At 53.3% G+C, this 20,770-nt stretch carries 16 protein-coding genes; 13 read left to right on the forward strand and 3 right to left on the reverse strand.

The window, feature by feature from the left end; translation table 11 throughout:
* Window positions 1-9 precede the first annotated feature (9 nt).
* Window positions 10-975: a tetratricopeptide repeat protein gene (locus AC3IX1_RS30255; protein ID WP_102599469.1), complete on the forward strand. Its 966-nt coding sequence runs from the start codon at window positions 10-12 to the stop codon at window positions 973-975.
* Here AC3IX1_RS30255 and AC3IX1_RS30260 read toward each other — a convergent pair.
* A complete protein-coding gene (locus AC3IX1_RS30260; protein WP_146013510.1) occupies window positions 972-1,490 on the reverse strand; it encodes a hypothetical protein in 519 nt (172 codons plus the stop codon). The two genes, AC3IX1_RS30255 and AC3IX1_RS30260, sit on opposite strands and share 4 nt — an antisense overlap.
* Window positions 1,491-1,589: 99 nt before the next feature.
* Between AC3IX1_RS30260 and AC3IX1_RS30265 the strand changes: the two genes are divergently transcribed.
* Genes AC3IX1_RS30265 through AC3IX1_RS30275 form a run of 3 tightly spaced genes read left to right on the forward strand, consistent with a single transcriptional unit; the run spans window position 1,590 to window position 4,725 of the window.
* Window positions 1,590-2,012 carry a hypothetical protein gene (locus tag AC3IX1_RS30265; protein WP_102599467.1) on the forward strand — a complete coding sequence of 141 codons (423 nt, stop codon included), beginning with the start codon at window positions 1,590-1,592 and terminating at the stop codon, window positions 2,010-2,012.
* Entirely contained in the window at window positions 2,009-3,136 is a 1,128-nt protein-coding gene (locus tag AC3IX1_RS30270) for a hypothetical protein (RefSeq protein WP_102599466.1), read from the forward strand. Before AC3IX1_RS30265 ends, AC3IX1_RS30270 begins: the two co-directional genes overlap by 4 nt.
* The gene (locus AC3IX1_RS30275) at window positions 3,133-4,725 is read left to right on the forward strand and encodes a conjugal transfer protein TraN (protein WP_489388824.1); all 1,593 of its coding nucleotides are present in this window, start codon (window positions 3,133-3,135) and stop codon (window positions 4,723-4,725) included. Before AC3IX1_RS30270 ends, AC3IX1_RS30275 begins: the two co-directional genes overlap by 4 nt.
* Window positions 4,726-4,807: 82 nt before the next feature.
* Here AC3IX1_RS30275 and AC3IX1_RS30280 read toward each other — a convergent pair whose 3' ends face one another.
* Complete coding sequence (locus AC3IX1_RS30280) at window positions 4,808-5,203, reverse strand: hypothetical protein (RefSeq protein WP_102599464.1); 396 nt, start codon at window positions 5,201-5,203, stop codon at window positions 4,808-4,810.
* A 355-nt stretch (window positions 5,204-5,558) separates the two neighbouring features.
* On the opposite strand from AC3IX1_RS30280, the gene AC3IX1_RS30285 reads away from it, so the two are divergent.
* The 6 genes from AC3IX1_RS30285 (at window position 5,559) to AC3IX1_RS30310 (ending at window position 13,044) form a co-directional block, all read left to right on the forward strand.
* Window positions 5,559-6,020, forward strand: coding sequence for a hypothetical protein (locus tag AC3IX1_RS30285; protein ID WP_102599463.1), 462 nt, complete (start codon window positions 5,559-5,561; stop codon window positions 6,018-6,020).
* Window positions 6,021-6,173: 153 nt separating this feature from the next.
* Window positions 6,174-8,102 carry a helicase-related protein gene (locus AC3IX1_RS30290; protein ID WP_102599462.1) on the forward strand — a complete coding sequence of 643 codons (1,929 nt, stop codon included), beginning with the start codon at window positions 6,174-6,176 and terminating at the stop codon, window positions 8,100-8,102.
* A 12-nt stretch (window positions 8,103-8,114) separates the two neighbouring features.
* Window positions 8,115-8,744, forward strand: coding sequence for a hypothetical protein (locus AC3IX1_RS30295; RefSeq protein ID WP_102599461.1), 630 nt, complete (start codon window positions 8,115-8,117; stop codon window positions 8,742-8,744).
* 88 nt (window positions 8,745-8,832) lie between these two features.
* Complete coding sequence (locus AC3IX1_RS30300; protein WP_102599460.1) at window positions 8,833-10,617, forward strand: vWA domain-containing protein; 1,785 nt, start codon at window positions 8,833-8,835, stop codon at window positions 10,615-10,617.
* A gap of 138 nt (window positions 10,618-10,755) precedes the next feature.
* Window positions 10,756-11,790, forward strand: a complete 1,035-nt coding sequence (locus tag AC3IX1_RS30305) for an AAA family ATPase (protein ID WP_158244043.1) — start codon at window positions 10,756-10,758, stop codon at window positions 11,788-11,790.
* 132 nt (window positions 11,791-11,922) lie between these two features.
* On the forward strand, window positions 11,923-13,044 hold the full coding sequence (locus tag AC3IX1_RS30310) for a DUF3150 domain-containing protein (protein WP_102599458.1): 1,122 nt from the start codon (window positions 11,923-11,925) through the stop codon (window positions 13,042-13,044).
* Window positions 13,045-13,110: 66 nt separating this feature from the next.
* On the opposite strand, the gene AC3IX1_RS30315 is transcribed toward AC3IX1_RS30310, so the two are convergent.
* A complete protein-coding gene (locus AC3IX1_RS30315; RefSeq protein ID WP_256580143.1) occupies window positions 13,111-14,007 on the reverse strand; it encodes a helix-turn-helix domain-containing protein in 897 nt (298 codons plus the stop codon).
* 508 nt (window positions 14,008-14,515) lie between these two features.
* Between AC3IX1_RS30315 and AC3IX1_RS30320 the strand changes: the two genes are divergently transcribed.
* The 3 genes from AC3IX1_RS30320 (at window position 14,516) to AC3IX1_RS30330 (ending at window position 20,769) form a co-directional block, all read left to right on the forward strand.
* The gene (locus AC3IX1_RS30320; protein ID WP_173678008.1) at window positions 14,516-15,493 is read left to right on the forward strand and encodes a hypothetical protein; all 978 of its coding nucleotides are present in this window, start codon (window positions 14,516-14,518) and stop codon (window positions 15,491-15,493) included.
* A gap of 156 nt (window positions 15,494-15,649) precedes the next feature.
* Window positions 15,650-18,217: a DNA topoisomerase gene (locus AC3IX1_RS30325; RefSeq protein ID WP_489388825.1), complete on the forward strand. Its 2,568-nt coding sequence runs from the start codon at window positions 15,650-15,652 to the stop codon at window positions 18,215-18,217.
* Window positions 18,214-20,769, forward strand: coding sequence for an HD domain-containing protein (locus AC3IX1_RS30330; protein ID WP_102599456.1), 2,556 nt, complete (start codon window positions 18,214-18,216; stop codon window positions 20,767-20,769). Before AC3IX1_RS30325 ends, AC3IX1_RS30330 begins: the two co-directional genes overlap by 4 nt.
* The last annotated feature ends 1 nt before the right edge of the window (window position 20,770 follow it).

The following is a 20,770-nucleotide window of genomic DNA, read 5'->3' on the forward strand; positions in this document are numbered from 1 at the left end:
TATCAATACATGTTATCTCAGAATCGACACGCGGTATTCTGGGCGCTCCCCCTGGCCCTTGCTTGCTCGGTAGCCGTTGCCGCTGAATCGGCCAATACGGGCAGCTCGACATCGGCCGCTGAAGTATTCGACTCCGCGCAGCCGGCATCCGACATCGGTACAGACATTTCAAGCGCCATGAAAGGCCTGCTGTCCAATGCACGGGGCGGAGGGGAAGTGTTGCGCACATGGGCGGCTTGGAAAGGCGGTGACAAACAGGCCCTGCCGAAGCTATTCGAACTGGCGAAAGGCGGCAACAGCAGGGCACAGAACATTGTGGGCTATTTGCTCGATCGCGGTGAAGGCGTACGCCAAGACAGCGCTGGCGCAGCCGCATATTTTTCAGCCGCCAGCGAAAGCTTTCCCCTTGCCCGGTATAACTTGGCTGTTCTGACCCTACTAGGCCGAGGGGTACCCAAAAACGAAGCGAAAGCGATGCTGATGTTTGAGGACGCAGTTAAGTCTGCTGGCGTGGATTTGGCGGCAGTGCGCTTGTCTTTGTATTACCTCAAAAAGAGGGACAAGGACCTTGCATGGAAATGGGCCAATGAAGGTGCCAACCGGGGCAACGTCACCGCCTATTACTTGCTGGGCCGCATCCTCTACGAACGCAAAGAATTTTCAGAGGCTTTTGGATGGCTGACCAAAGCCGCCCAGGCAAGTGAACCGAACTCACCAGCGATCTTGTCTGCGATGTACAAGAACGGGCAGGGGATGGACGAAAACCGCAAGATGGCCGCTTCGTGGTGGTTAATTTATGCAGGCCTTAATCGAAACAAGGTTGGCCTAAACGCCAGTGGCTTAGGGACGTTCGGACTGTCCACCAAAGAGGAGAATGAGGCGACCCATTTCGCTACCAACTGGCTTTCGTCACACGAGAACATGGTTCGCCCGAATTACGAAGCAACAATTCTTCAGGCAAGCAGGTCGGATTAACCATGCCCCCAGATCCAGACGGCAATGGACGCTACAAGCAGGACAATCAGCGGCCATGAAATGAGCACCAGCTTCCAATCTGCTCGCGATGGCCAACAGTTGAGGCATTGGGGGGCAAACGCCAACCAAATCAAAATGTCCCCCCATTGGAAATGCTGCGGTCCTTGGGCCAAACGCCAGCTGGCCAACCCGTAAACAATCGGCAAGGCCAGCAAGGGTGCAAGGGCGGTTATCCAGGCATTCATCCAGTTCAGCCCTACGAACCCAACAGACCCCAGCACCAACCTTCCCCGATCAGTCCTGGGCACTAGAGACATAGAGCTCGGTCGAGCCATGGTCACAAGTCCCACTATGAAATGCAGCATTTCATGCACAAGCACGCCGGTAAATTGCAGGCATTTCATGGCTGTCCAGGCTCGCCGTTGAAACGCCATGAACACCCCAAGCAACACCGAAGGGGCTAGGTAGCAATACGGGTTTGCGAACAGCAAATTTGAATTCAGGTATTCAGTCATTGGCCAGGCCCAAAACAGAAATAGGATTCTGATAGATTGCTTTTTGATCCACGTGTAATATACATACGCGTTATTGATTCCAGCACCCAAGGAGCGATCATGATCTCGCCAATTTTTTTTCCTCGCCTTTCCACTGCCGGGCTCGTAGCAACCCTCTTTTTTGTGTGCGGTACGGCTCAAGCTGATCAGGCAAAAGACATTCTGTTCGCCGCTATCAAACAAGGGCATGCATCCGCCGAGCTAACCGGCGAACAGGCTGAAGCGTGGAAAAAAAAGACTGGGTCTAACGAACCCATTCTGGTCGAGGCCAAGGTTCTCAGCCGGTTTAAACAGCCAGATTGCGCAAAACTGGGTGTGAAGATGACACAGGCCAAGGTACCAAAGAAAGAGGGCGGCACTGGCCCCCTCGAGGTCGGCTGGGGGATGAATCTCTGCTCGGATGGACTTCCTCCAGCGGAATCGGTTGACTGGTCGAAATCTCCCCAGCCTGAGGTAAAGATCAACAAGGTGTCTGGCGAATGAAACTGACAAGGAAAATATTTTCGCTCGCAGGATTCCTGGCCATGGCGATTTCATCAGGTCAGGTCACTGCTGATCCACACTCGGACGGCCTGGCGCTGGGGAAAAGCAACCTCAACAAGTTGTCGTCGAAAGTGAACAACAACAACGCGCAAGGCATGCCGCACTACACGAATAATCCTCCCCAATCACAGAATTTTGGTTCATCGTCATTATTTAACGTGGGTGCGACCCGAATCACCACATGCAAAACGGCTGTGGCGGGATCCGACAAAGTGGCGAACCAGGAGTGTGATGCTGTTAACTTCCTCGCCAAAAACCCGGAAGACAAAGTTAAATTCCCTGTTAGCCCTAATGATCCGATCGTCAAGGGCATTGGTAACACGATTAACAATGCGACTGGTGGGAACGTCACACAGCAGTGCACCACAAAAACAACAACAACCCCAGACATTTATGCGACCGAAGTCTGCAATGAATACAACTTGTCCGAGGCCAAGGCTTGCACCATGGGGCAAGTAGTCGAAGTGGACGCAGATTCGAACTATCTATGTAACACGACCCATAACGCACTTCAGTCGCTTGATTGCCATCGCGGCGCAATGCCCACGATTCTACAGTCACCACAGCCATTCAACTACGCAGTCGACCAAGGAAACAATGTCCCAACCTGGACTTCACAGACCTTTAACATGAACCTATCCATCCAGGGGACACCACAAAGTTTTACTCTAACCGGTTACCAGATAGATAATAATGGCCAATTGTTGATTAACGGCGCGGTCGTATACCAAAATATTTTCGGTGAGTGGGCGGGCCGTGATCTACGAAATAGCCGCGTGACATTTGATTCCGATAACGGCAATGCGTCTCTTATGGATCAATCTAACAATTATATTGGCGACTTCTACGATGACGGCTGCAACGCTGGATGCCGAGGCGTGGCACCTAACATTGATATTACAGGGTATCTTCACGAAGGTAATAATCAAATAACTTTGGTTTGCATCAATGCAAGAAAAATTGGCCCTTGTTCTATTAGTATTCAAGGTGTCGCCTCGACGCCTATTGTTGTTGGGTCTGTTATATCTAACGGGTGTATTGACCTAGAGGCGAAGTCGCGATGAAACTGATAAAAGCACTTCTATTCTTGCTTTTGTTTCCATGCATATTAGATCCTGTCGTCGCAGCATCATGCAGAAAGACTGGTTCCGTTTGCGTTGATACCACACCATCAAAAAATATATCTGGCGTTAATGTGACGATTGCTCAAGTTGGGGGGTGCTGGGATTATAAAGATACATACGAGTGCATTCAGCCGAACTCAATTGACTATTGTGCGGCAATTTCTAAAATCGCCGGTTGCTGGCAAACTGGCACCTCTTGCATTTCAGCTGCATGGGACGGAACTTGTCTGACAGAGCAACGGACATTCCGATGCAGCGACCCATCGTTGCCTACGCCATCAAATACAGTAAAACTGGGTAACACCTACACCATCACTAAAGATCAACTCGACACTAGCCAATGCACATCATATACCGATAACCCGCTTTGTTACTTGGCATCCCACACTTGTGTGGAAGGCCCAGAAACACGTGTTATAAACGGTCTTCCTGTTTATAAAGCCTGCTGGAGGTACAAGGATGACTACTCCTGTATCAATCCGAGCAAACAAAACGACTGCCAACAATTCATCGATAAAGGATGCAAAAAAATTGATGAGGCCTGCCTCGAAAGCACGGACCCAATTGGCTGCGTGATGAAACAGGTGACATATAGCTGCATTACTCAAAAAGGCACGACCACAACGACGGAAGACTGTAGTACCAAAACTTCGTGCTACCAGGGCGTCTGCTGGGACACTGGTTATCCTAATGACACCGATTTCGCTAAAGCTGTAGCTGCCCAAGAAGCGGCCCGTGAGGCAGGTGTTTATGGAGCCAATGGAGCACTCTTTGATGGTGTAGCGGAAACCTGCGCTAAGGGGTATGGCGGCATCAAGAACTGCTGCGAGAAGAGCGGTGGGGCACAGTCAAACAACTCGATTATGGGGTCGCTGGCGTCGAGCACCGCAATGGGGGCTGTACAGTACGGCGCAAAATACATGTATGACTTCGCCTATGACAATTCAGCATGGATTCAAAGTGGTTCTAAAGCATTCGGCCTTGAGCACGCTGCGGGTGCAGACTTCCAGATCGGGATGTATGGCCTCACTTATACGTTTGGTGCCGTTCCAGCAACAGGGTTGTTAGGCGGGCCTGTATACGGTTTAGGTGGGGGATTCTATTTTGACCCATATAGCTTTGCCATTGCCGTCGCTATTCAGGTCGTCATGGAATTAAGATCCTGCGAACCAGAAGAGCAGAAATTAGGTATGCACCGTGGAGCAAATCTTTGCCATTTGGTTGGAAGCTATTGCTCGAAAAAGGTATTTGGAGCTTGCGTGGAAACTACGGAGTCCTACTGCTGCTACAACTCTAAGCTGGCAAAAATCATTAATGAACAAGGGAAACCCCAAATTGGGAAAGGTTGGGGCACTCCCAAAAGTCCAAGTTGTGGGGGGTTCACAGTTGATGAATTCCAGCGTGTCGATTTTTCAAAACTAGACCTTACCGAGTTTACCGCTGACATCATGGCTGCTTCTGTATTGCCAAATGTGGATGGCCTCCAGAATTCAGTGAAAACCATGATGGATGGCAAAAAGGAAAATTAAATTTTGTAATAAAGAAAAGCCTCAGCCATGAGGCTTTTTTTTTGCCAAAAAAAACCGACCAAGAAGGTCGGTCGATACTTCGTTAATAGCTGTTACTCAAACAAAGTAACTCGGAGAAGCATGTCCAATGCTTGCCTTGGACAATGAATGAGCAAACATTTAGGTCGTTGATTTCGATACTGTACAGTTCAGGCGGAACTATCGTCTTTATGTTAGCAGCATGAGCTTCGCCAACCGTTAACGTAAAACCACCTCCAGGCATACCACTGACTCGAGGAAATTCCTCTTTCGCTTCTTGGCGATGCAGGTCAAACCATTCCGCAACGTCATTCTCTTTGAGAATTCCGATGTTTCCGTACTCGCTTCGGATCTGATAGGTAATGGTTTTCCCACTGTTGCCTACGCAAATAACCGAGGCATTTGAAAACACGAGTGCATCTTTGGTGTACAGCGGTTGCCCGCCAATCAGCCTTTTCATAACCCCGCCCCTTGTAGGTTTTCCATAGAGCAGGGAGATGTCGCACAGGTCTCTGTAATGCTAGGGGCGATTTCTTGTCGGGACGAAATTACACACGCGTGTCCGTCATATCGGAAGTGAAAGGTAAATCACTTACCCCCAAGTGGCCGGTAGTTCGTCAGGAACCAAAAATGGAAATTCTTCTGTACCTAATGGCAATGGTAGGCGGCTCCATCCAGTACGACTCGGAATGGTTTTTGTCATTGCTGACTGTCTGCGTGGGCATTGCACTACTTGTGACACTCGGGCTAACGCGACTCTGCGCAAGCTTTAAAAACACCAAACACTAATCCAATTGAATGTGAGAGTACCCATCATGAAACGCATCGTAGCTATTGCTTTGATCATCTCTACCGTTGTTATGGGCGGTTGCGCAAGCAACATGACCAGTCGAGACTACAACGAAGCCACAGCTGGTAAAAAAATGAAGGTTGAGCTCGGCGTCGTCGAATCGATTCGCGACGTCAAGATCAACGGCAAAGCCACTCCTCTGGGCGGTATGGCTGGTGGTGCACTCGGTGCGATCGCTGGTAGCAACGGCGGTGGCGGATTGGGCCAATTAGCAGTAATGGTTGTTGCAGGAGCCGTTGGTGCAGCCGTCGGCAGCATCATGGACAAAAAGGTCCATGACTCTGATGGCGTCGAGATCACCGTCAAACTGGCAGGTAACGACTTGCAAGCGGTAACGCAAGCTAAAGACTCTAACGAGCCGTTCGTAAAAGGCGACAACGTACGCGTTATCACCGATCAGAACGGTTCTTCCCGTGTGTCTCATTGAACACAAACCCACACAGACCTCAGGCATACACTGCCTGGGGTTTTTTTTGGGGGAAAAATTTAAGTGTACGAGCGCGAGATTTGAAATAGCCACTGGTTGTCTTATTGCTACGCGTGAAATAACATTTGAACATTAAACCAGCGAATATCCAGCATGAACGAAGACATCGGCAGGCTATCCAGATTGGGGTTCTCGACGCTCCCCGAGTGCCTCCTCACTGTGCCGAAGGGGTACCGTGATTATCACGACCCGATCGAAATCCTCCCGATTCCTAACACAGGGGAGTTTCACTACCTTGCGTTGACGCTGGTCGAGCGTTCGATTTTCACCCGGGAAGGAAAGATGATCGGCGAGTTAAAGGGCGCCTTTCGTGCAGTCATGCGGGCTGTCGACGGCCGGGGGGACCGTGTTCAGATCAATGCGATCGGCAAGCCCGCGATCGAGAGCTGGCTTCAACCGGAACTTGGATCTGTCGTTAACCTTTACGGCCAGTTAACCACCTTCGACGGCCGCTTAGGCTTGGCAAACCCCACCGTGGTCGGTGAAGCGCAAATTGGGCGGGTGGTCCCCATTTACCAAGGGAAGACCAACCAGGTCAGCGCAGATCTCCTTACCGAGAGTATTGGCAGAGCGCTCCCACAGATCAATGAAGCAGCCTGCCTGCTGCTCGAACAGGCGCTAATGCACGAAGACGAATTTGCCAAGCTCACCGGATTCGCTGACCCGGCTACCTTGCTGCGTACCTTGCACACGCCACTTTCTGTTCGAGAAGGGCTCGCGGCTATTGAGGTGGCCAAATCTCTCTCTGTCAAAGCGCTGGTAAACAAGGTCATCGCCAATCGATCGAGACCGGCGGTGAAAGGCTCGCTGTTACGTATTAATCGTGACCAGGTCGCCGACCTTCTCCAGAGGGCACCATTTGAGCCCACCGTCGACCAACTCAGAGCCATTGATGAAATCGTGGGGGACCTCAGATCTCCGTTCCCAATGGACCGCCTGTTGAGCGGTGATGTGGGGACGGGAAAAACCTTCACGTTTATGGTTCCCGCCGCCGCGAGCTACTTGGCCGGTGCACGCGTGGCGATAATCGCACCGAGCCAAATTTTGGTGGATCAGCTGGCCAGCGAGCTTTCGTCACTTTTCTACGAGATTCCTGTCACCCAGTATGTCAGCAAAGCCAAAGGAGACATCTCGAAGGGGATTATCGTCGGTACCACGGCGGTGCTCACAGCGGCGAAGAAAGAAGGCATTGTGTTTGACCTGGTGATCGCCGACGAGCAGCATAAATTTTCCGTTTCACAGCGAAAAAAACTATTGGCTCCGCACACCAATTTTCTTGAAGCGACAGCTACCGCCATCCCACGCACCGTTGCGTTGGTAAAGCTCGGCGGGATGCCCATTTCGATTCTCCAGCAGGCGCCTGTTGAGCGAGAAATCATCTCTCGAATAATCACTTTAAAAGCGCGGGAGAAGTTGAACGATTTTGTCATGGAGGTCATCCATGGAGGACGGCAGGCGGCTTTCATTTACCCGGTGGTCAACGGTAACTCCGATACTTCACGTCACTCTGTTGAAGCGGCCTACGAGCGTTTCAGACGTGTCTTGGGCGACAGTGTCGGTATGATTCACGGTGGCCTTCCTGAAGACGTCAAAACAAAGACAATTCGGGCAATGAAGGATGGGAAAATCAAGCTGCTCGTGGCCTCGACAGTCATCGAGGTCGGGGTAACGTTTCCCTATCTGCATTTGCTCGTTGCGGTTAACGCAGAAAATTTTGGCGTTTCCCAGCTGCACCAACTCCGTGGAAGGCTTGCACGCAAAGGGGGCCTGGGCCATTTTATTATGTACCTACCAGAGCCTATCCAGCAGCAGGCATCAGAACGGTTACGGCGCTTGTCGTCCTGCACCGATGGGTTCCAGTTAGCGGAAATGGATGCTGACGCTCGTGGATTCGGTGATCTCGATATCGATGGAGAAAGGCAATCAGGTTCTTCTAGGATGCTTTTCTGGGGTGTTACCCTTGGGAGGTCGGAAATAGAGCAGGGCGCAATAGATGCAGGTCTCATCCCAACAAAGCAATAAAAGGGGAACAGGTTGGGCGCCAAATCAACACCACTGGCTATCAAGGTAGCGATTTATGAACGACTTCTATCGGGTCAAATGTCCCGAGAAATCGGCCGTTCGTATGTGCTTAGCCAGCCCACAGTTCTGAAATATGCTAACGACGCAGTGGACGAATTGCGACGAGTAAGTGACGTCGAGGCTTCGCCAGTGCTGCTCGGCTTTCTGAGTAGAAAGCTCAAAATGCAGTGCTTCCAGTACCCTGGCGACGATGAAGTTCGGGCACTAATGGCGCCAATTCTGCAACCCTATCTGGTTCGGGCGGAATCAATCAATTTCGCCGGCCGCGAAAGTGCCGACCAACCGTTATCCACCCGGGTGAGCAGGTCCACTGAAGAAGAGTTTTTGCAGATTGTCTCATCGCTGGCGGAAGGGCACCGGCCCGGCCTGACATCCTCGGCACTGCTCAGGGAGCTCGTTGAAGATTATGTCGCGCAACAACGCACCAACCGTTCAACAACCGCGTTAGCCTCCCCGCAGGCTACACAAGAGGCCCACACACCTCTACCGAGCATCGACACCGAGGCATTGCTTGCTGACGTGCTGCACGCTGTCCGCCTACAACTCGAACACCACGGTTTGAAACCGATCAAGTCGAACTGAATCCCCGTTTCTAAACCCGTGTCACGCATCCCCCCATGTAAGGCATTCGCATCCTGGATGCCGCAATTTCATTGCAAGGGGATTCAACATGGGCCACTTCGAAGCACAACTGCCATCCGCGTCAAAAATCTCTATGCGCCACCTGTACCTGTACACGCACATGCTTATCGCGCAAGCGAACGTGAATGGTCGAAAGGTACGCATCGTTTGGGACAACATCAGCACAGCTTCAATCGGTCCTGATCCAATGATCCCTGGTGGATTGCTGATGACGTTGCCAAAGATGGCGGCGCTGGGCACGGAAGAAGACGTTGTGCTGATTGAAGGGCTGATCTCGCACGAGATCGTTTGCCACGGACTGCACACTGACTTTTCTGTTCCATTAAAACCCGGCATCACTGGCGATCTGTGCAACATTCTGGAAGATCCACGTGGCGAACTCTTAGGTATTCCCAAATACCCGGGGGCTAACCAGAAGATCCACGCTGCATTACGCATCCTGAAGGCTAATGGGGTGTTCCGTGGTCCAGATCTAACTCGCGAAACGCCGCCGTCGATTCTGGCCAGCTGGCTTGTCACTGAGCTTCGTAGTGAGTTGCTCAAACAAGACTGCCTTTCGGAATTCGCTAAAGCTTACCGAGCTCTCGCGGTCAGTACCTTCGGGTCCGATCTTGTTGGCCAGGTCAAGCAGATCGCACTGGACGGCTGCCACGCGAAAGATACACAGGGTGCCTCTGATGCCGCTGACCGAATTGTCGCTTTGCTGAAACTGGCAAAAGACAACCCGGCAGCTAAAGGGAAACCCAATGAAAACTCAGGCGCTAGTGGTAGCGGTGAAGGGAAACCTTCCCCGGGTAGCGCGAACGAGCAGGGTGGTAATCCATCGCCGGCACAGGGCAATCCAAACGGGCAGGCTGGACATCCAACGCCGGCAAAGGGCGACCTGAGCAGCGCGATAGATCAAATCCTGAACGCTTCCTCGAAGGATTTGGGTCCATTCGGTAAAGGTCTGGAGGAAATCCTCACCGCGAACACCAAAGCACTAACCAAGTCTGGAGGGGGCTATCAACCCGACAACGCTAGCGAAATGCAGGAACAGCGCCTATCGAAAACGGGTGGCTCTATTGAGAACCGTACACGCCTTCGAGCGGGTGCTCAAAAGACCGCCGCGATGTTGTCCTTGACGTTCGAGGACATGATCGAAACGGTGACCAAAAGTGAAACCCGACGCACAACCGAAGGCAAGCTCAATACACGGTCACTGTGGCGGTACCCGCTGGGCGAAGAGAAGCTTTTCACCAAGACGACAGAAGGGGAGTCGATCGACACCTGCTTCTATCTCCTGGGTGACGAAAGCTCCTCAATGGACAGCAAGTTCGGTCCGGCACCTGGTCCACGTGAAGTGGATGCACGAATCACCGCTCACGAGGCCTGTAAGCGCGTCTCCATTGCGGTAGGGGAAGTGCTTCACAACCTTTCGATTCCGGTGGGAATAGCTACTTACAACACCGTCGTCAGGGAGTGGCATGCGTTTGATGAAAGCTGGGCGAGTACGCTGCAACGCTATGCTCCAACAGCAGCAAATGGAACCAAGACTCACCTCGCGGTGGTCTGGGCTCTGAAGAAACTGATAGATCGGCCTGAGGCCCGGAAGATCTTGATTGTGGCAACCGATGGCGATCCAGGTGACAGCGATGTACTGAAAGCGGCGATCGCAGAATCGTCGAGCCTCGACATCGAGGTTCGATTTGTTCTGATCGGTGACCGATACAAGGGCCAATACGCAAGCGCTGGCTTGAACTTTGGTGTTGCTCTCACGGAAAACGAACTGGCAAAAGCGGTATTTGGCGCCCTTAAACAGGCAGTTGCCTAGTCATAAACCAACCCACCCACCGAGCTCTTCACAGAGCTCGGTTTTTTTTTGCGATCCTTTCCACTTCTAGTCCCCTGTTACGCATTTCCGTGTACCAGGCCTTCGCAAGAGGCCCCAACCTGCACAATGGGGAATACCATGGAATTCATCGACACCTCCGCTCCGATCGCTGTTAAAAACGCTAAAGAGGTTTTTGAAACCACGTCGCCGTTCTTCGACAAGATGCAAACCAAGATTTTCCCGGCAACCCAACACACTCCGGTCGTAGGGCGGTTCAAATTCAAAGAAAGCAGCCTCACTCGTTTGATCCTCTGGGCGGCGGCGGCAAATCTTCCAGCCGGTTTTTTCGGCGCCGAGATGAAACGCAATATGTATACCTATGGCCCTTCCGGATGCGGTAAAACACGACTGGTCGAGGCATTTGCTGCTCGAACTGGACGTTCGGTTTTCAGGGAGCAATGCTCAAAAGAAACCACCCTATCCGACCTGTTCGGCAGCTGGAAGCTATGCGGAAAAGATGAAGGCATGAAATGGGTGTATGGCAAGGTTTGCCTGTGGGCTATGCAACCTAACTCCATCCTGCTGTTGGATGAGTGGGACCAAGTACCAGCTGACGTCGCTATGGGCCTTAACGGTGTTCTAGATGGTGCTCCAATTCATCTGGATCAGACAGGGGAAATCATTAAGATCGCACCTGGTTGCATGATCATGGCCACCGGTAACACCAATGGTCGCGGTTCTGCTGGCGGTCAAGGTGGTAGTGCTGCTGTCTACAAAGGCACGCAGAAAATGAACTTTGCCAACCAGGACCGCTTCAACGTCATGTTTGAAACTTATCTCCCTGAGGCGGATGAAGCTGATCTCCTCGTAAGTGAGACCAAGGCAAATCCGGTGGCCGCAAAAGCCATGGCCAGCCTTGCTGCAAAAATTCGGGCCAATTTTATTGGCTTGAATGAAGACGCCGGCGCCGGTGGCATGGCTTTCCAGTTTACGATCACCACACGGAACGTCCTCAACTGGTCGATGAACTTCAACCTGCTCACCCAAATGGGGAAAAAGGTCGAAGAGGCATACGTCGAAGCGCTACGGATGACAGTGCTCGACTTTGCACCGAAAGACGAAGCAGCTGCGATTCTCTCAACTTGGTCGACGATTGTTGGGCCTTCCAACTAATCGTTAAACGCTCCATCACACCCCGGCTTGCCGGGGTTTTTTTTGCCTTCAATTTATGGGGGGCTGTGCGCCATCTCCTGTCACTGGGTCTTCGCAAGAGACCTGCATTTCAGTGAATTTCAGGAGAAGCACATGAGCACAATCCAATCCACCGCCGACGTAAGCGTTCAGATCCTTCAGGACGTTGTGCTGTTCGACTACATCATCGGCGGCAGCACCGGTGAGAAGACGGTAGAGGCTGATGACTTCATTCGTGAAGTTGGCAAAACACTCCCGAGTGGCACCTTTGCCTGGGTTAACAAATACCGAGCAGAAGCAAAGCGCGAAATCTTGAAGGTGGGGGTCTCTAGGCGGGTCAACAACCGCGTGCGAGGCTACTTTGTACCAACAGCACATGCCCAAGGGCTGGCCCAGGCACTGAAGCAAATCAAGGAAAAATACCTGGCAGAGAAGAAGATCTTCTTGGCTGAACTGCCCGGCAAGGTTGAAGAATGGGCTAACGCCCCGGAGAACGCTAGCGTATCAAAGCCAGGTGGTAGAACCCGGGCTGAACTGATTCGTCAGCACGCTCCGCAGCACGGTGTTCTTGAAAAGATGTTGACGTTCGACATCTCCGCGATTCGTATCAACGACACCAACTACTTTGGTGAAGAAGATGCACTGCAACAGGAAGTAAAGGGGCTGGTTGGTCAGGCCGCTTTTGAGATCTCCGAGGATGTTCGTAAGTCCTGGTCGGGATCGCAGAAAGGCCACACAACCTCTCGTGTTTTGGGGCTGGTGCGCCGTGTCCAGGACAAGGCAGAAGCCATGAGCGTGCTTTCGAGCAAGTTCGGAAATCTGGCTAAGCTGTGCGGTGAAGTTCTAGCTGCCGTACCAACAGGACAAAACATCGAAGGTGTCGCCTTCATCCAAGTTTCGAGCTTGCTCTCGTTCTGCATGGATCCCGAGAAAATCATTGGCGACCAAGCCACTGCTTTCGATCCTCTCGATGTCACTGATCAGACCGTCACAGGTGCACCAGATACCACCAGTAACGTCTTCTTCGGTGAAGCTCTCCAAGTGACTCCGACAACGACAGCACCAAATACAACACAACCTGAAACAAGCGTGTCCATCGTTCCACCTCTGCCCACTGATCGCGAGGCCCATGCGAACATCTTCTTCGATGTAGAGCATGACGCCGTAGCAATCGAACCCGCTGCCCCAGTGTCTGAACCCGAACAGCAGGACCCAGTCCAGTCGTTCATTTTCTAACCCACAAAAAAAGCCCCGATCATTGATCGGGGCTTCTTCATTTCTTGGTAACCGCGGCGAGGGTTGTTACTCAGTAAAGTTGTTACCTGGTACTTCCACTTCGGCTTTGGCCATCAGGTAGCGTTTCGATTCGCGCTCATACAAAGAGACCAGCGTAATCCGCACGTTGATCGGTGTCTGCTCCCACTCTTCAGAGCTCGGTGCGTATCCGGCCCACTGGGGATCTTCCTGCATCTTCCTGATAGAAAGCCAAAGCTGCTCGTTTAGGTCTTTGGAGTTGAAAAAATCTTCAGCAGTAAAATGCTCTGCGAGTAAGTAGACCTGTATGAGAGGCAGTCCTAAAAACTCAGCAATTTTTTGAAGCTTCTCTTTACCCAGTGACTTAATTTGGCGGTTGCCATTCGCCAGGGAGTTCCAGTAGATCTGAGTCACACCGACTATATCGGCGATGGCGCGATCTTGAAGGCCACGTTCAACAATGGCCTTTTTGATCATCTTAATCAGACGAGCACCTTCGATTTTGTTTCTATCACGAGTCGACGTTTCATCTTCAGTCGGCGACCCTGCATCAGCTACCGCTTGCGCTTCTCGCGCCAACTGAGCTTGTTCTAACGCCTGCTTAGCTAATGCTGAAATTTTCTGCCTACTATTTTTCGGTGCAGCTTTGGCGGGCTCCGGCGTAACAGCTGCGGCTGGGGTCTCGGCTGGAGCTGGAGTAGAAGCTGGTTTCTTTGCAGCAGCGGAAGAACGCACTCTCGGAGCCTTAGTAGCAGCCGGGGCAGCTTTAGGTGGTGAGGACTTTGCAGTACTAGCAGCTGCTGGTTTTTTTGCTGAGGTACGAGCCTTGCTCTGCGGCTTCTTAGTTTCAGTTGCAGTAGCAGGTGTCGTATCTACATTTTTTGCTGAAGCGCGAGACCGCCCTTGCGTAGAGCCACTTGGTTTCTTGTCACTAGGTTTTGTCATGGTTACGGCTCCAGGTTGTTCGCGTGGGGTCGAAGAAGAAGGGGCGCCCCTTGTATAAATAAAGCAGGGAAATGCCATTATCTGTAAAATTAATTCTACACAGTTAACAACAAGATTCAATCTCTTGTTCATGTGGAACAAGAGGCGGAGCGCCCGTTTTTCAAGGCTCTGCATAGAGACGGATTAGGCCAAAAGCAGACAGCTTTAGCGTGAATTTTGTGCGTAAAAAGAGCCTCAAACCAGAGGATAGAGCCGACCCACCATCGACAAGTTCCCAAACTTTTTCTCTACCCTGGCATCTGCCACTCGCATGATCAGCGAGGCTACTTCCCGAATTGATACCGTTGTGCTCCCTCCTAAAGGCCAACCAGGCGATCGGCGCATGAGCTGGGTTGGCCGGGATAACGCTGGCAGCAGATTCATTCAGTATCATTTTGCTGATGTTGTATTATTGGTACGTGTTGAGTATCCTCGACCGAACCAACTCCAGCAAAAAATGAGGTACTCCATGCTCCCCCAGGACGCAAAGCGCAATCCGGATTCCTACTCGTATCCAAACGGGATGCTCAACTCAGGCTATATCGCCGGCGTCCTGCGGAACAACGACCCAGTAAAAGGGATCTGCTTCATCCAGCAGACCCGCAGTGAAAACCACATGCTTCCGATCCATTACGACCCGAAAAAGTCGCCGATTCCCCGCGAAATCAAAGAGTGGGACCTGATCATGGCGTACGTCCATACCGACGGTGCAGTAGAGGGCGAAAACCGGATTGCAAAGCTCAAAAGCATCCGCTTTGAAGCCCCAAACTTCATGCACATGGGTACGCGCTTTCGTGATGACTTCATGAAGAAGTGGGGCGCAGCGGTTCATGCCGCAGCCGTCGATTCCGGAACACCGAAGTCCGTCGAGGAATTGCAGGCGATGCCGGGCGATGACAACGATGCACGTCGTGACTCGTTCGACTGGAAAGCGATGGAGCTGAACAAGAACGCATCGAACCAGATTCGCATCGCCGGCTTCATTCAGGCCAAGTCACTGGAACGCAATCGTAAACATCCGACTGATGGCACCCCGATCAATGACCGACTGGTGGTTCTGATCCGGCAGAGCAAGGATTCGGATCAATCAATCCCGGTCCGCTGGTATGGGCGCAACCTTCAGCCCCTCGCCGAGAAACTGGCCCGCGGGATGCCCATCGTCGTGTCGGGTGAGTTCCGTATCGACGTGAAAGCCCTCGGGATGCCGGACCCTGAGACTCAAGTTGCCCCAGTCTCGAAGACCCCCTTCATCCAGGCGAAGGACATGCCCGCACCAGTCTCCCCGGATTCCGGACACATCAAAATCGTTCCAGGCTGGGCGGCCGAGCTCTTCAAAGGCCACGGCACGGCCCAGACCGAACAACCTGCCGACCAAGATCGAGCCGCACTGTTCGGCGCTGCTTTCGCTCCACAAGAAGGCCAATTGGATGAACAGCCTGGCGCGTAATTAAACGGCAACGCCAAACGAAGTGAAAAAAGCCATCGAGGTCCTTGACCACTGTCGATGGCTTTTTCCGTTTTGGTGGCAGTAGTAACTCACAGCAGCCCCGACCATTACAGGCGGTCGGCTTCAACCCCTATAAAACTGAAGGCATGGTCAGCAATGGGCAAGACTCTCATCATCACTGAAAAATCGACTGTCGCAGCCACCATCGCTAAAGCGATCGGCGGGTTTAGCAGGGTAGAAAACTGGCTCGAGAGTGAAGACGCCATTCTTGCCCCCGCTGCTGGACACCTGGTGGAGATCCATTCAGAGGAGATGGCCAAGGCTGGCCGGGATATCAGTAACCTGCCGGTGATTCCGGATCAATTCGAACTGCGCCTCATTGAGGAAAAGAAAAAATTCTACCAGGTGCTCGATCGCCTCATGCGCCGATCGGATGTTACGGCTATCGCCAACGCCTGCGACGCCGGTCGAGAAGGGGAACTGATTTTCCGTCTGATCTACAAAAGAGCCGGGTGCACGAAGCCAATGCTTCGCCTCTGGATGACCTCAACCACAGACGAAGCCATTCAATCAGCCTATGCAGGAATGCGCCCCGGGGCGGACTACGACAACCTTGCAGAGGCGGCTGAGATTCGAAGCGAAGGCGATTTCATCGTCGGGATCAATGCCTCTCGCGGTATCACCCGGCTTTATGAGCGCCAGACCGCTAAAGCCGAAACCTTTCCGTTGGGCCGGGTCCAGACCCCGACGCTTTCCTTGGTCTGTGCCCTGGAGCTGAGCATTCTGACTTTCCGGCCGGTGCCTTACTGGGAAGTGCACGGTACGTTCGGTGTTGGCGCCGGCAACTATGTCGGAAAATGGCAAGCACCTCGGACTGCGGATACCGCCGGCACTGAAAAGGACAACCCCCCACACCGAATACTGAACCGAGCAATCGCAGACGGAATTATCGCCAAGTGCTCCGGTGCGGTACCGACCAGTGTGGAAGAAGAGGTGAAGCCGGCACAAAAGGGCGCTGGCAAGCTGTACGACCTGACCGGGCTACAGAGGGAGGCGAACCGCAAGCTTGGCTTCTCGGCGGCTTACACCCTGGAGCTGGCCCAGAAACTCTACCTTGATCTCGGCCTGACCACCTACCCGAGAACCGATTCCGCCTACCTGCCAGATGACTTCGTTGGTGAAGCCAAAAAGCTCATGAGCACCTTCGGGGGCAGCCCATATGAGGAGCATGCCCAGCGCGTTTTGGATGCTGGATGGGTCAAACCGAACAAAAAGATCTTCGACTCGAAAAAAGTATCTGACCACTATGCGATCGTGCCCACCGGTAAGCGCCCGGGAGAGCTGACCGAAGACCTGCATAGAATTTACGACATGATCGTGCGTCGATTCATCGCGGTCTTCCATCCGGCGGCCGAGTATTCCGTTACCGTGCGGCTAACCACCGTTGAAAATGAAGTGTTCCGCACTACCGGACGGGTGTTGGTTTCACCTGGCTGGATGCAGGTGTACGGTCCGGGCGCCGCAGACGCTGACGATGCCGACGACCGTGAAGGGGATGCTGAAGACAAAAAAGAGTTGGTCCCTTACGTGAAGGGCGAGCACGTAAGCGCCGCCGGCCTTGATCTGAAGATGCTCAAAACAAAGCCCCCTCAGCGGTACACCGAAGACACGTTGCTCGGTGCCATGGAAACCGCAGGCCGCCTCATTGACGACGAAGAGCAGCGGGAGGCGATGAAGGACCGCGGGCTCGGTACGCCGGTTACTCGCTCGGCCATGATCGAATCGCTATTGGCGGCTAAGGATGGATCTAACCGGAAGAAAGACCCCTACATGGTGCGAGACAAAAAGTACCTCGCGCCCAGCGCCAAGGGCATGACGGTCTACCGGTTCCTGCTGGAGAACAACATCCAGGCTCTGACCTCACCGATCCTCACCGGTGAATGGGAGCAGAAACTGCGATTGATGGAAAAGGGCCAATACAGTCGGGCGACCTTCAAACAGGAGCTGTCCGAGCTGACGATCCAGATTCTCGACACCATCAAAGAGAAGTATGCCGGCATCACCGTCAAGGTGCTCAAAGCCCCGTGTCCGACATGCGGTGGGGCTGTTGAAATCCAAGCCAAGACGTTCGCGTGTGCGGGGCAGTGCGGCTTTTCGATCTGGCGTGAAATTGCCAAGCGCACCCTAAAGGTATCCGAAGCGGAAACCTTGCTCACAGAGAAATTGGCGCTCGGCCTCAAAGGCTTTGTCAGCACAACTTCAGGGAAAAAATTCGAAACGGGCCTGCGGCTGCTGGATGACGGCAAGTTGGAGTTTTACTTCGATCCGACCGCCAATACCAAAGATTCAAAGGGCAACGTGGTGACTTGCCCGAAATGTCAGGGCCCTATGCGGCGGATCAAAACCGCTACCGGCCATTTCTGGGGATGCTCAGACCGAGATGAGTGCAAGCACACCATGAACGATCGCAACGGCGATCCTGTCGAGCGGCCAAAGGCACATGAATGCCCAGAGTGCGGAAAACCCATGTACTTGCGAAACGCTGATAAATCGCCGTTCTGGGGATGCAGCGGCTTCGTTAAGGGCGGCGGCGGTTGCAACAACACACTAAAGGACAATAACGGAACACCTGTGCCTAAGTCGGCACCATCGCCGGCGCCCGCGTCCCCACAGGCAGATCAACCATCCCAATCCCAGCCGGCGGCTTCCGAGGTGTTCCTGTGAACGCAAACAACAGAATCATCCGAGCGGCCTTTCTTGTTTTTGGGTTTTGGTGGCTGGTGTTCACGCTGGTCGAATTCGGTGGTCAGCCGTTAGAGGTGTTGGAGAACTGGCAATATGTGGGGAATACGGTTTCTCGATGGGTGCTGGGTGTTGTTGCCGGTTTGATAATGGGTGTTTGGTACATCTGGTTCGGTCGAGTAACAGCGATGAGCCGTTTGTTCAAAGGCAAGTTGGGCAATCGGCTCAATGGCGCTCGTTCAACGCTTGGCGACGTGCCAATGCCGGCCCGGGCGCCCAAGCGAGTCGACAGCCTGGCCAAAAGACTCCCCATTGGCAGTGCGCTGGTGAATGCCTGGGTAGCGGCCAACGAAAAGAAGTATCCGCAGCACGTAAAATTCTTTTGGGCAATCTGGGACACATACTCGGCACACCAGCACTTCCCAGCGTCGCATCGCAAAGGTGGCCATGGTAACCGGCGCCTATGGGAACACTGTCTGGCCGTTGCTGATACGGCCCTGGCTGATGCCGGCACCTATGTGTTTGATGGGGTCTACGTAAAAGCTCGGGGCAAACCCAAGTTCAAAATCATCGACCTCAAGAACAAGGAGTTTCGATTCGACCCTCAGGACCCACTGATCCCGATCCTGGCACTGGCACATGACATCGGCAAGCTGGAGGCTTATGTCCTCGAGCCAGATGGATCAGTCAAAACCAAGGAAGAGGGCAGTGCACTTACCCCCCAGGATGACAACCGCATTTCCCACGATTCATTGGGCGCCCGCATTCTGGCGCGGTTTCCAGAATACTGGGCACTACCTGGGCGCGACAGAACAGCGATCAACCTGGTCATTGGTCACTACCATCATCCAAGTCAGTTCCCCGTCGATCGTAATGGCCTGAGCCTCGATGACCGGATGACCGCGCTGATGGAGTATTTGATCCTGGTCGACAAGAAGACCGGCATGGCTGAATCGAACATCACCGACAGTTTGAATGAACTCGAAATCACCGAGGAAGAGTCGAGCTCGATCTACCACTGTTTCGTGGACATCATCACCGAATTCGGACGCGTCAACGGCACAGGAGATAAAGCCCGGGACTCCACGCTGAAAATTGCACAGAAGCATGACGGGCTGATTGTGGTGAAGGAAAAAGACCTCCGCATGCTCATCCTTGCCAAGATGGGCTGGTCTTTGGACGAGGGCGACGGCCGCTACCGGGTCACACTCAATCTGATGTCGACCCTGCAAGAGAAGGGTGTGCTGTACACGACCCACAACCATGCAGACATGAGCCGCTTTCTCCCAATGTATTCGGCATCCTTCAGGGACTCACAGACAGGGGCCCACATGACAACGTGGGAGCCCGTCATCATTATCCGACCTGTCTCCACGACGCCTGAATTGGCAGGCCTGACCGGTCTACCGAATCTGGGCTCAAAACTGGACGTCGAACGCCCGCTCTTCACTCACAACCTTGGCATTCAAGAGGTCGACGGCCTCCGTGCGCTGATCGCTCTGGGCTTTGGTACCGAAATTGCCGCCAAGGCGAACATAGCCGGCAAACAAGCGAAGGCCCAGGCCTCAGCACCACAAGTCACGGCTCAGAACCCGCAGCCACTGAATGCCCCCAATGCTCAGTCGCCGGCGGATACCGGCTCTGGCCCGTCCACCGGTGTGGTGACACCAGCTGAAGTGGAACAACCGGCCACATCGGGTGTTGCCCTGGACCAGCCGACTACGCCGATTGAACAAACCGTAGATGCTGAACCCCAGCAACTGGTCAGTATCAAACCGGCGTTGCGCCTGGTGCAAACGACGCCCCCCAACACGCTTGAGATCAGCGAGCCTCCATTGGAAGCCGTTGAAGTGCCGGCGGAGGAAGAGGAGTTGCACCCGGACGAGCTGCAACTTGAAATGGCGGGGCTGCTTGAGCAAGTATCCGCCGATGATAACGACGATGACGAATTCATGGCGTTTGTCGGTACCTCTTCAGAAGACGACGACGGCTTCGGGGACGCGTTCGCCGACTTCGGCGAGGAGGTGGCCACCCCTCAACCTGTTCCCATGAACAAACCGGAAACAGCGTCGGTACCTGAGAACCAGTTTGAACAGCAAACCAAACCGGAAGAATCGCCAGCGGCAATCAGCTCCGAAACAGCATCCGCCGCACCGATAGCCGTAGCGATACCTGATCCTGATGCACAGTCATCCAGGCGTAAACTCAGCCCGGCAACTGAGGCCGCAGCGTTGAAGGCCTTGGGCGACGCCACCCCGGATTTCACCGCATTCGTTCAGCCACGCAAAAAAAAGAAATCGGTGTTGAACAACATGACCCGCATTCGTGAGGCCATCGCACATCAGGTGATACCTGTGTGCGGGAGTAGGGATGGGTTCGAATATTTGCTGGAAGCGGACATTGTTGCCTTTGATGCGGATCTGGACCTCAAAGCCCTAATCAAGGCGGAGAAGCTACCCACTGTGACGCCAAAACCCGGTTGCACGATGGTCGGATTTCCAGTCGTAACAGAGCGTTTGAGCCGCGACTGGTAAA

This window comes from Pseudomonas sp. KH_046_2, from assembly GCF_057838985.1.